Raw genomic sequence first — 12,367 nt, 5'->3', positions numbered from 1 at the left:
GCTCGTGGAGCATCCGTGAGTGCCAGGAGCGCCGCTTGCTGTTTCGATAGCAAACGCGCCACGGCGCATCCATACCGCTCCCGTCGGCTGCAAGCCGCGTGCAAGCTCACTGGGCGTAGAATGCCGCCTTCTCCGACCCATCCGCGACTGCTACGCGAACCGAGCCCGCTTCATGACCAGACCGCCGCGCAAGAAGAACCCGACCTTTGGCATCGCCGTCTTTATCGTGGTGGCGATTCTGCTCGTGATCGCAACGCTGATCTACAACGCGATCCGTCAAAAGCACGAGTTCGAGAGCCAGCCCACCCACGTGCCGCCGGTGGCCTCGGAGGCAGCCGCGGCAGTCAACGCACTGAAACCGGCGAGCGGCGCAGCGCAATAACGCCCGCGTGCCTCGCAGCTTCACTCCTCCGGCAACCGGATGATGCTCGCGTCCTTGCGAATCTGCGCGGACGCCGCGAGCATCTGCTTGCATTGATGCGCGAGCAGCTTCGTGTCGTGCACCGCATCGGCCGTATAGTCCGGCGATTTCTCCGTGTTGACGACCATCGCATCGAGTTCGCGACTCATCAGTTTGATCTGCTCGCTCTGCTCGGCGGGCAACGCGGTGCCTGCTTCGGCGGCGCTCAGGTTGTCGCGCACGAGGCTCAGTGCGCGCTGCAGCGGCTGTAGGGAGATGTCCTCGACCTGTTGCTGCTGTTGCGCGGAGGTGCGCAGCAGCGGCGCGGCGGCCGTGATCTGCGACGCGAGCACGTGGCTGCGCACCAGCAGACCGTTCAACTCCGGCACGAACTTCTGCGCGGACTTCGGTTCGAGCATCATGCGCTGGAACGCCTGGCCGAGATTCGCGAACGCGACGTGAACGTTCTTGCGCGCGAGCCGGTAGCGGTAATCACGGTCGAGCGCGGTCGCCGCCGCGGCGGCGGCAGCCGATGCACCGCTTGCCGGGCGCGCGGTCGGATTGCGGATCGTGGTCGTGCTTTGGGCTGCGTCGCCCGCGTTCGCCTCGGCACCAGCTTCGGCGACCGGCTGTGCACGGCTCGCGCGCACCGCGCGGCGCGCACCGGCGCCACTCTCCACTTCGGCTTCGGCTTCGGCTCTAGCGACAGCGAGCGCCGGCCCGCCAAAGCCGAGCGCCGGGTCCGCCATCGCGGCCGCTGGCGCGCGCGCGCCCGCTTCGGTCACGGCCGCGACCACCGCGGCGGCCGGCTTGCCGCTCCACCACCAGCTCGCTTCAAGATACTGCCGCGTCGCGCTGATCATGTTGTTGACGAGCTTGCCCATCAAGCGGTACTCCCAGTACGGGAACAGGTGGCTCGCCGCGATCGCGATCGCGCAGCCGACCACGGTGTCGATCGCGCGCTCGCCGATGATGCGCAGACTGCCCGGCGCAAGCAGATGGAACAGCAGCAGTACATACGACGACGTGAACACGACGCTCGCCGTGTAGTTGAACAGCAGCAGGCTGTAGCTCATCACCATCGACGCGAACATCACGACCATCAGGATGTGCGGCTCCTTCACGAAGATGATCAGCGCGATGCTCGCCGCGCAGCCGATCAGCGTGCCGATGATCCGCTGACCGTTGCGCTGCTTGGTCAGCGAGTAGCCGGGCTTCAGGATGATGACCGTGGTCATCACGATCCAGTACGCGTTGGTCAGCGGCAGCAGGCGGCCGAGCCAGAAGCCCACGGCGACCGCGATCGTCACGCGCAATGCATGGCGAAAGCTCGGCGAGGCCATGGTCAGATTCGAGAAGATCTGCCCGAACGGCACGCGCCGGCTCGTCACGAAGCGGCTCAGCGCCTGATCGATGCGCAGTTCCGTTTCGGTCGGGCTCGGCTCGGTGGTGAGGCTGCGGCGCATCTTGTCGATCAGCCGCGTGGCGCTCCAGATGCGGCGGAAATTCGACGACACCGCCGAATATGCCTCCGGGTTCTGGGTCGGCAGTTCCTGCTTGCGCATCAACTCGATTTCATACTCGATCGCGCGCAACTCGGCCTTCACGTTCACGCGCTTGCGCGGCGCCTGGTTCTGCAGCACCGCGAGGCCGATCTCCTCGAGATCTTCGGCAGCCTTGCGGATCAGATCGCGATAGAACACCAGCAGGTCGGAGCCGCCGAACGTGCTGCGCACGAGCGTGTAATCGGTTTGCGCGCCGACGAACAACTCGTGCAGATCGACGGTATTGATGAACAGGTTGTACAGCATCGCGCGGCGTGGTTCGAGCTTGCCGCGTTTGAGCCTGGGCAGATTGCGCAGCACGATGTCGCGCGCGGCCTCCTGGCGATCGACCGCGGAGATCTGCTTGTCGACGAGGTTGCGGTAGCACTCGTCGAGGTCGTTGTCGAGATCGTAGAACGCGGCGCGCGCAAGCAGATAGTCCGCGCATGCGAACACGCTTTCGGCGAGCGCCTGCTGCTCGATCCGATGCACCATCCAGCGGCTCACGAGGGTCGACCAATACGTGTACCAGAGGCCGCCGAGCAGTATCCACGACGCATTGACGAGCGCCTGCAGCGGCGTGAAGTGCTCCTCCAGCGTCATGATCATCATGAACAGCGTCGCGAAGCTGATCTGCGGCCAGCGGTTGCCGTACACGACGATCAGCGACAGCACGAACGTAAGCGGCACGACCGTACACCACAGCGCGATCGGATTGACGGTGGCGAGGCCGGTGGCGAGCGCGGACAGAAAGCCGATCACCGAGCAGGCCAGCATCTCGTTGTGCTTGTACTTGAGCGGGCCCGGCATGTCGACGACGCAGGCGCCGAGCGCGCCGGTCGCGATCGTGAAGCCGAGTTCACGATTGTGAAACACGATCAGGCACAGGATGGCCGGCAACGACACGCCGACCGCGATGCGCAGGCCGCCATAAAAGTACTGGCTATAAAGGAATTTTCTTATTTCGACCGAATAGCGCATCGACTACCTGAATCCATTCACCGAGAAAACCGCAGTTGGAAAGACAGCGCGAAACTGCCGTCGAGTCTAACTGATTTTGCGCGCGATCTGACCTCGTCCATTCGGCCAGGTTATGCCCTGAGGATCGGTTTGTTATGCTGTCGCTTCAATGTCCGCTGTGGCCCGCGAGCATCACTCGCGGGCCATCAGCGTGCCAAATATGATCTGGAATCCATGCTTCAGCTCTTCTACTCGAACCGCTACGAAACGCTGGTGGGCGCGCTGCTCGACGACCTCGCGCAAGCGCCGTCCGACCCTTGGACCGCGCGTCCCGTGATCGTGCCGAGCGCGGCCGTGCGCCGGCGGCTCGAACTCGATATCGCCGCGCGCCAGGGCATCTGCGCGAACGTGAACTTTGGTTATCTCGCGCAATGGCTGTGGGCGCAGATCGGCGGCGTGATCGAGGTGCCGAAGCATTCGCCGTTCGCTCCGGACCGCCTCGTATGGCGCTGCTACCGGCTGCTCGACGACACGGACGAGGCGCTGCCGTGGAATGCGTCGCCGCGTTTGCGCACCTATCTCGATGCGGCCGACGCGTCGATGCGCTACGAACTCGCGCGGCGCGTCGCGACCGTGCTCGACCACTATCTGACCTATCGCCCCGAATGGCTGCTGCAGTGGCAGAAGGGCGGCTCGATCTTCGCGAGCGGCGCGGCGGACGACACCGGTCCTCGTCTGACCGGCGCGAGCGATGCGGCGCGCGAGGACGAGCGCTGGCAGGCGGCGCTGTGGCGCGCGGTGCTCGCCGAACTCGCGCAAGCCGGGGGGCATGCGCAAACATCCGCGGCCGCGCTGCCGCCCGCGTATCGGTTCCTCGATGAAATCGCTGCGCTCGATCTCGAGGCGATCTCGAACGCGCAATGGCCCGAGGCGGTCAGCGGGTTCGCGCTGCCGACCATGCCGCCGCTGCATATCGCATTGCTGCGCGCGCTGTCGCGCTGGATCGACGTGCGTCTGTACGTGATGAACCCATGCCGCGAGTTCTGGTTCGACGTGGTCAGCGAAGGGCGCGTGCAGGCGCTCGACGCGGCGGGGCAGCTCGACTATCAGGAAGTCGGTCATCCGCTGCTCGCCGAATGGGGACGGCAGACTCAGGCGCAGTTGCATATGCTGCACGAGCTGACCGAAAGCGCGGCATCGGCCGAGACCGGTGACTTCACCGAGAACCCCGAGCCGAGCTGGCTCGCTGCCGTGCAGAACGGCATCCTCGATCTGCGCAATGAAGCCGATGCCGACGAGTTGCCTATCGAGCGCGGTATCGAGGTACACGTTTGCCACAGCCTGTCGCGGCAGCTCGAAGTGCTGCACGATCGCCTGCTCGGCTGGTTCGACGAGTTCGACGATCTGCAGCCGTCCGACGTGCTGGTCGCGGTGTCCGATCTGGCGGCGGCCGGTCCGCTGATCGATGCTGTGTTCGGCACCACGCCCGCCGGCGACACCCGCCGCATTCCGTACCGGATCACCGGCTTGCCGCCGTCGCAGGCCAATCCGGTCGCGCGTCTGTTGCTCGACTGGCTCGCGCTGCCCGAGCGCAGCGTCGGCGCGCCGGATCTGATCGAATGGCTGCGTGTCGATGCGGTCGCGGTGCGTTACGGCATCGATGCGAATTCGCTCGAAGCCGCGCAGGAATGGCTCGCGGCCGCCGGCGCGCGGCGCGGGCTCGCGCCGCTCGAACCGGTCGCTGAGCATGTGCCGGTCGCGCGTCATACGTTCGCCGATGCGCTGACGCGCCTGTACCTCGGCTATGCGATGCCGGCCGGCGGCGAGCCGGTCGATGCGTGGCTGCCGGTCGAAGGCGCAGACGGTTCGGATGCCGAATTGCTCGGCCGTCTGTCGCGCTTCGTCGACGATATCGACAGCTTCGCGGCGAGCTGCGCGATCGAGCGCCCGCCCGCTGGCTGGTCGCAACTGCTGCTCGAAACGCTCGGGGAGTGCTTCGACGGCGGCGTCGAGTTCGCCGATTCGCTCGCGGACGTGCGCGACGCGCTCGATGCGATGAGCGCCGCGATGCAGGCCGGCGCGCATGATGTGTTGCTGCCGGCCTCGGTGGTGCGCACCGCGCTCACCGAAGCGCTCGACGACCCCGCGCGCGGCGGCGTGCCGTGGGGCAGCGTGACGTTTTCTTCGCTGACGAGTCTGCGCGGCTTGCCGTTCCGTGTGGTCTGCCTGCTCGGCATGGACGACGGCGTGCTGCCGTCGCTCGCGCGCGCCGACGAATTCGATCTGATGGCCGCGTTCGGCAAGGCCGGCGACCGTCAGCGCCGCGACGACGAGCGCAATCTGTTCCTCGATCTGCTGCTCGCCGCGCGCGAGCGGCTCTTCATCGCGTACACGGGCCGCAGCATTCGCGATAACGCGCCGCTGCCGCCGGCCGCGCTCGTCGACGAACTGCTCGATCATCTCGCGCAGGTGTCGGCGGGCGAGGACGCGAGTCCGGCCGAGGTCGACAGCGCGCGGCGCGAGTTCATCGTCGAGCATCCGTTGCAGGCGTTCGCGTCGGACTATTTTGCGGCGAAGCCCGATCTGTTCACCTACGACGCCGATCGCGCCGAGCTGGCCACATTGCTCGCCGAACCGCAGCATGCCGCCGCCGCGCCGTTCTTCGATCAACCGCTGCCGCCGGAAGATATGCACGAGGTGCAGTTCGACGACTTCGTGCGTTTCTGGCGTCATCCGGCGCGCGCGCTGTTGCGCGACCGGCTCGGCATCGCGTTGTCGGATGCGCAGGGCGAGCTGCTCGATACCGAGCCGTTCGATCTCGACTATGCGGGCCGGGACGCGCTCGCCGAGCGCCTGCTGCCGGTGCTGCTCGACGCCGACACCGCAGATGAGGTGACGTACAGCCGCGTGCAGCGCGTCGCCGAGGCGAGCCCCGAGTTGCCGGGCGGCGCGACCGGCGCGGTGTGGCGCGCGCGCGAACTGTCCGCGCTGCGGCAGTTGGCGCAAAGCGTGCGGCGCGAAGTGGCCGCCGGTGTCGAGCGCTTGCCGTTCGTGCTCGACATCATGCCGCGCTGGCCGCAAGACGGTGATCGCACCGACAACGCCAATTCGCTGTTCGGCGACTACGACGCGCTGCTGCGCGAGTCCGCCGAAACGCCGCTGCAAATGCGCGGCACGTTGAACCTGCTGACCGGAACGGGACAAGTGATCTTTCGTTATGCCAAAGCCAGCGCGCGCGACTATCTGTCCGCGTGGCTCGCGCATCTGGTCTATTGCGCGGCGCAGCCGGACGGTCCGCGCCGCACCGTGTGGCACGGCAGCGGCGAGAGCTTCGAGCTCGCGCCCGTCGCGGCGCCGCTCGACGAACTCGCGCCGTTGGCGGCGCTCTTCAATGCCGGCCGCCGGCTGCCGCTGCGCTTCTTCCCGAAGAGCGCATGGGCGAGAGTCAGCGAAAGCGAATCGGCGGCACAGGGCGTATGGATCAACGACCGCGTGCGCGGCGAGTCCGACGACCCCGCGTTGCGCATCGCGCTGCGCGGCACGCCGCTCACGCTCGCCGAACCGTTCGGCAGCCTCGCCGCGATCGTCTTCAAGCCACTGATCCGGCATCTGCGGAGCGCCTCATGAGCGAAGCGCTGCGCCATCAAAACCTCGTCGCCGACGAGCTCGACGTGTTCGCGTGTCCGCTCGACGGCGTGAACCAGATCGAAGCGTCGGCGGGCACCGGCAAGACGTGGAACATCTGCGCGCTGTACGTGCGGCTGCTGCTCGAAAAGAACCTGAACGCCGATCAGATTCTCGTCGTCACGTTCACGAAGGCCGCGACCGCGGAGTTGCACGAGCGCATTCGCGGCCGTCTCGCGGAACTGCATCGCGCGATCGAGATGGACGACGACGGCGACGATCCGTTCATCCGCCGGCTATTCGAAACGACGCTCGCGCCGCAGAACGGTGTCGAGCGCGAGGCGGCGTTGAAGGTCGTGCGCCGTGCGCTGCGCACCTTCGATCAGGCCGCGATCCACACGATCCACGCGTTCTGTCAGCGCGCGTTGCAGGAAGCGCCGTTCGCCGCCGCGATGCCGTTCGCGTTCGAAATGGAAGCCGACGACGCGGCGCTGCGCTTCGAACTCGCCGCCGACTTCTGGCGCGAGCAGGTCGAGCCGGTTGCGCATGCGCATCCGGCGTTCGCCGCGTGGCTGGTGGCGAGGCGCGCCGGTCCCGCGTCGCTCGACGAACAGTTGGCGCGACGCCTGAAAAAGCCGCTCGCGCAATTGCGCTGGGGCGGCGTCGACGCGGACGGCGCCAGCGCCGATCCGCAGGCCGGCTTCGATGTCGCGTGCGCGATCTGGCAGGCCGAGCGCGACGCGATCGTCGCGCTGCTAGCGGAGGCCCAGGAGCGCCTGAGCAAGACCACGCACAAGCCCGATCACGTCAGCGCCGCGATCGCCGCGTGGACCGACTACTTCGCGCGGGGCGACTGCCATGCGCCGCCGCCGCGCGCGGCGTTGAAGCTGACGGCGTCGGCGCTGAAGAAGGCGACCAAGGTCAAGTTCGAGCCGCCCGCGCATCCGTTCTTCGAGCATGCCGAAGCGCTGGCCGCGGCCGTGGTCGCCGCCGAGGCCGCGCAGCGCGCGCGCTGGCTCGGGCTCGTGCAGACATGGCTCGAGTTCGCGCCGGCCGAGCTGGTGACGCGCAAGCGCACGCGCCGCGTCGTGTCGTTCGACGATCTGCTCGCGAATCTGTATCGCGCGCTGGCCGCGCATCCGTGGCTCGCCGACGCGTTGCGCAACCGCTATCCGGCCGCGCTGATCGATGAGTTCCAGGACACCGATCCGCTGCAATTCGCGATCTTCAGCCGCATCTTCGCGCCGGCCGGGCCGCTGTTCCTCGTCGGCGATCCGAAGCAGGCGATCTACAGCTTCCGTGCGGCGGATCTGCATACGTACCTTGCGGCGCGCGAGGCGGCGTCCGCGTGCTACACGCTCGCGGTCAACCAGCGCTCGACCGCACCGATCGTCGACGCGTGCAACCGGATCTTCGAAGCGAACCCTCGAGCGTTCGTGCTCGACGGGCTCGACTATCAGCCGGTGCGCGCGGGCGAGCGGCGGCGTGCCCCGTTCGCCGATCCCGACGCGGGCGGCGGCGATTTCCGCATCTGGACGTTGCCGCAAGGCGAGACCGCATTGAGCAAACGCGACGCGCAGCGCGCGGCGAGCGAAGCGTGCGCGGCCGAGATCGTGCGGCTATTGCGAGGGGCGCGTGAAGGCGTCGTGACGATTGGCGACAAGCCGCTCGCGCCGGGCGATATCGCAGTGCTCGTCCAGACGCACAAGCAGGGCAGCCTCGTCAAACGCGTGCTCGCGGCATGGGGCGTCGGCAGCGTGGAGCTTGCGCAGGTGTCGGTGTTCGCGACGCTGGATGCCGAGCAGATCGAGCGCGTGCTGGCCGCCATCGACACGCCCGGCGATCTGCGGCGTCTACGCGCCGCGCTCGCCACCGACTGGCTCGGGCTCGACGCCGCCGCGCTGTGGCGTCTTACGCAGGTCGCCGAGGCGCCAGCGCCTGAGGCCTTTGACGAACCCGCGCCAGCACTCGATCCCGCCGACGCGATGGGCTGGGTCGAACGTTTTTCGCGCTACCGGATGCTGTGGCACGAACGCGGCTTCGCCGTGATGTGGCGTACGCTGATACGCGAGCTGCGCGTTGCGCAGCGGCTCGTCGCGGGTGTCGACGGCGAGCGCCGGCTGACCAACGTGAACCATCTCGCCGAGCTCGTACAGGCGCGCGCGGCCACCCAGCCCGGCATCGCGCCGACCTTGCGCTGGCTCGCCGCGCAGCGCGAGCAGGGCGGCGGGGAAGAGGCGCAACTGCGGCTCGAGTCGGATCGCAATCTCGTGCAGATCGTCACGGTCCATAAATCGAAGGGACTCGAATACGCGGTCGTGTTCTGTCCGTTCCTGAACGATGGTGGCTTGCGCGAGCCGCCGTCGTCGGGCTTACCCGATGCGCGTGAGTATCACGACGACAGCGGCGACGCGGTGCTGCACTACGGTTGCGACGAACAGGAAGCCGAGCACGCGTCGCATTACGCGGTGCGCGAGCAGGCAGCGGAACGCGCGCGGCTCGTTTATGTGGCGCTCACGCGCGCGGTGTATCGCTGCTACCTGGTCGCGGGCACCTATCTGTCTTCGCGCTCGACCAGGGAGTCGCGCCGCAGCGTGCTGAACTGGCTCGTCGGCGGCAGCGGCCATACGTTCGACGCATGGCTCGCCGAGCCGCCCGATGAAGCCGCGCTCGCGGCGAGCTGGCATGCACTCGCGGGCGGACCGGTCACGTTGCGGGCGTTGCCCGAAGTGACGCGTCGCGTGCCGCTCGAAAGTCTGCAGGACCAGGGCGCACATCTGCACGCGCGCGCGAATCGGCGGCCGTTGCGCGATCAGTGGCGCATGGCGAGTTTCAGCGGCCTGATCGCGTCCGGCGCGAGGAACGGGGATGCGCACGCGCATGCGCCGCAGGAAGACGTGCGGCCCGATCACGATGAGATCGCCGACGCGCTGCAGTCCGCGCCGTTGCTCGCACCGGTCGCCGCGACCAACGCCCCGGCGCATGCCGACGACGACATCCTCGCGTTCCCGCGTGGTGCGGCGGCTGGCGATTGCCTGCATCGGATGTTCGAGCTCGCCGATTTCAGCGACGCGCGCAGCTGGCCCGACGCGATCCGCGGCGCGCTGCGCGAGCGACCGGCGCCGGCCGCGCCCGAGCTCGCCGCGCGCTTGCCCGCGATGATGCATCGGCTGATCGGCGACGTCGTCTCGACCGAACTGGTGCCGGGCATGACGCTCGCGCGGCTCGATCCGCGTCGGCGCCTGAACGAACTCGAATTTCTGTTCGCGGCGCCGTCGCTTGATTTTCCGGCGCTGCGCGAGCTGATGATCGAATACGGCTATCCCGACGTCGCGTTGGAGCCGAGCGTGCTGCGTGGATACATCAAAGGATTTATCGACATGATCGTCGAGCACGACGGCCGCTTCTGGATCGTCGACTGGAAATCGAACCATCTCGGCGACACCGCGGCCGATTACGCGGCTGCGCCGCTCGAAGCGGCGATGGCGAGCCACGCGTATCACCTGCAGGCGCTGCTTTATACGGTCGCGTTGCATCGCTATCTGAAGACGCGCGTGCGCGACTATGCGTACGACACGCATATCGGCGGCTATCTGTATCTGTTCGTGCGCGGCGTGCGGCCGGACTGGCGCGATGTCGACGGCGCCGCCGGCGTGCATAGGCGGCGCGCGCCGTTCGAACTGGTGGCGCTGCTCGACGCGGCGATGGTCGGAGGTGGCGCATGAGTACGCGCGGCACGCTTGGCGAGCGCGCGGCCGCGCCGCTCGGTCTCGAAGACATCGGCGTCAACCTGCCCGCGCCGGCCGATTTCAGCATCGCGCTGGCCGAAGGGTTCGCGCGTCGGATCGGCATGCTGGCGCGGCGCGGTGGTGCATCGACCGAGGTGGTGAAATGGGCCGCGCGCGGCGCCTTCGCGGCGAGCCGTGCGACCGCCGAAGGGCACGTGTGCGTGCCGCTCGCGGCGCTTGCGCGCCGCTTCGACGCATCGAGCGCCGAGGTGCGCGCGGCGCTGCTCGCGAGCGGCATGGCAAGCGATGGCGCAGCGGACGCGGCGAGTGCGGCGGCGTTGCGGCCGCTCGTGATCGACGCGCAGGGGCGTCTTTATCTTGCGCGCTACTACGACTACGAGCGGCGCCTGGCGCACGCTCTGGTCGTACAGGCGACGGCCGACGCGAACACTGCGAATGTCAACGCCGACTCCGCGCCCGCCGCGTTGCGCGAACGCCTGCTGCGCTACTTCGGCGCGCCGAAAGACGACGAAGTCGACTGGCAGCGCGTCGCGGCAGTGATGGCGCTGTCGGGGCGGCTGACGATCGTCAGCGGAGGGCCGGGCACCGGCAAGACCACGACCGTGGTCGGCGTGCTCGCGTGTCTGCTCGATGCGCGCGCCGATTTGCGCATTGCGCTCGCGGCGCCGACCGGAAAGGCGGCGCAACGGATGCAGGAAGCGTTGCTCGCACGCGCGGGCGAGCTGCCGCCGGAGCTCGCCGAGCGTTTGCCGCAGACGTCGTACACGCTGCATCGATTGCTGGGCTCGGGGCCGGGCGGACGCTTTCGGCATCATCGCGATAATCCTTTGCCGTATGACGTGGTCGTGATCGACGAGGCGTCGATGATCGACGTCGCGATGGCCACGCATCTGCTCGACGCGATCGGGCCGCAAACGCGGCTCGTGATGCTCGGTGACAAGGACCAGCTCGCCGCAGTCGAAGCCGGCGCGGTGTTCGCCGAACTCAGTGCGCGGCCGGCGTTGAGCGCGAGCGGATTGCGACGGGTCGCGCAGGCGCTCGACATCGACGAGGCGCGGCTCGCGCGGGCTTTGCCGCGTGCGTCGCGTCAGGACGATGAAGCGCCGGTCGATGATTTTTTTGTGCCACCCGAGGCGCTGCACACGTTCGGGCCGGATGCATCGGGCGATCTGTTCGCCGGTGTCGCGACGGCGGCGGCTGACGAAGAGACCGATCGCGATATGCAGTTGGCGAACGAACGCAATCCGCTCGCGGACTGCGTCGTCTGGCTCGAGCGCAACTACCGGTTCGGCCTCGAGTCGCCGATCGGGCGTTTGTCGGTTGCGATTCGCAACGGCTCAGCGAGCGCGGCGCTCGACGTATTGCGGACCGACCCGACCGAGGACTGCGCCGCGGCGCTGCACGAGGACGCGCACACGACGCTGGCCGAGCGCACCGTCACGCGCCTTGCCGCCGGCTTCACGCCGTACGCCGACGCACTTGCCGCGGCGCTCGCCACCGATACGCCCGATCCATTGCCACTGTTCGACGCGCTCAACCGCTTCCGCATCCTCTGTGCGACGCGGCTCGGACCGCGTGGCGTCGATCCGGTCAATGCGGCGATGGCGGCCCAGGTGCGCCGTGCTGCGGGCCTCACGCTCGCGGTCGGCGCGCAGTGGTTTGCCGGACGTCCAGTGATGGTTACGCGCAACGACTACGCGCTGGGGCTGTTCAATGGCGACATCGGCATTGCGTTGCCGGGTGCGGGCGGCGCGCTGCGCGTGTACTTCCGCACCGGCGACGGCCGGGTGCGCGCGGTGTCGCCAGCCGCGCTGCCGCCGCACGATACCGCGTTCGCGCTGACGGTCCACAAGTCGCAAGGTTCGGAGTTCGAGCACGCGGTGCTGGTGCTGCCGTCGGCGTTCAGCCGGGTGTTGTCGCGCGAGCTCGTGTACACGGCGATTACTCGCGCGCGCGAACGCGTCGAGGTGATCGGCGCGCGGGCCGTGCTCGCGCAGGCGATCGCGACGGCGACGCAGCGTGGTTCGGGGCTGGCCGCGCGAATTGCGGAGGCGTCGCGTTGATCACGCGAGCGCGGGCGGAACACGCGG

Annotated in this window: 5 protein-coding genes; 4 read left to right on the top strand and 1 reads right to left on the bottom strand. The window is 68.2% G+C overall.

Going from position 1 to position 12,367, the window contains the following annotated elements; all coding sequences use genetic code 11:
- Positions 1-172: 172 nt before the first annotated feature.
- A complete protein-coding gene (locus QFZ91_RS09180; protein WP_429567044.1) occupies positions 173-382 on the top strand; it encodes a hypothetical protein in 210 nt (69 codons plus the stop codon).
- Between the two features lie 20 nt (positions 383-402).
- Here QFZ91_RS09180 and QFZ91_RS09175 read toward each other — a convergent pair whose 3' ends face one another.
- On the bottom strand, positions 403-2,925 hold the full coding sequence (locus QFZ91_RS09175) for an FUSC family protein (RefSeq protein ID WP_429567043.1): 2,523 nt from the start codon (positions 2,923-2,925) through the stop codon (positions 403-405).
- A gap of 213 nt (positions 2,926-3,138) precedes the next feature.
- On the opposite strand from QFZ91_RS09175, the gene recC reads away from it, so the two are divergent.
- Genes recC through QFZ91_RS09160 form a run of 3 tightly spaced genes read left to right on the top strand, consistent with a single transcriptional unit; the run spans position 3,139 to position 12,340 of the window.
- Positions 3,139-6,531 carry an exodeoxyribonuclease V subunit gamma gene (recC, locus tag QFZ91_RS09170; protein WP_429567042.1) on the top strand — a complete coding sequence of 1,131 codons (3,393 nt, stop codon included), beginning with the start codon at positions 3,139-3,141 and terminating at the stop codon, positions 6,529-6,531.
- Positions 6,528-10,253 carry an exodeoxyribonuclease V subunit beta gene (recB, locus tag QFZ91_RS09165; protein WP_429567041.1) on the top strand — a complete coding sequence of 1,242 codons (3,726 nt, stop codon included), beginning with the start codon at positions 6,528-6,530 and terminating at the stop codon, positions 10,251-10,253. Before recC ends, recB begins: the two co-directional genes overlap by 4 nt.
- Positions 10,250-12,340 (top strand): AAA family ATPase, encoded by a 2,091-nt coding sequence (locus tag QFZ91_RS09160; protein ID WP_429567040.1) that lies wholly within the window; start codon positions 10,250-10,252, stop codon positions 12,338-12,340. The genes recB and QFZ91_RS09160 overlap by 4 nt, the downstream gene beginning before the upstream one ends.
- The last annotated feature ends 27 nt before the right edge of the window (positions 12,341-12,367 follow it).

The sequence above is a fragment of the Paraburkholderia sp. JPY419 genome (assembly GCF_050435705.1).
Classification (GTDB): Bacteria; Pseudomonadota; Gammaproteobacteria; order Burkholderiales; family Burkholderiaceae; genus Paraburkholderia; species Paraburkholderia youngii.
The sequence above is the reverse complement of the archived record's forward strand: the minus strand, read 5'-3'. Positions and strand labels throughout refer to the sequence as shown.

What these genes read in the sequence shown, in the direction of transcription:
- QFZ91_RS09180 (WP_429567044.1), top strand. Translation starts at nt 173, where the DNA reads ATGACCAGACCGCCGCGCAAGAAGAACCCGACCTTTGGCATCGCCGTC.
- QFZ91_RS09175 (WP_429567043.1), bottom strand. Translation starts at nt 2,925, where the DNA reads ATGCGCTATTCGGTCGAAATAAGAAAATTCCTTTATAGCCAGTACTTT.
- recB (WP_429567041.1), top strand. Translation starts at nt 6,528, where the DNA reads ATGAGCGAAGCGCTGCGCCATCAAAACCTCGTCGCCGACGAGCTCGAC.
- QFZ91_RS09160 (WP_429567040.1), top strand. Translation starts at nt 10,250, where the DNA reads ATGAGTACGCGCGGCACGCTTGGCGAGCGCGCGGCCGCGCCGCTCGGT.
- recC (WP_429567042.1), top strand. Translation starts at nt 3,139, where the DNA reads ATGCTTCAGCTCTTCTACTCGAACCGCTACGAAACGCTGGTGGGCGCG.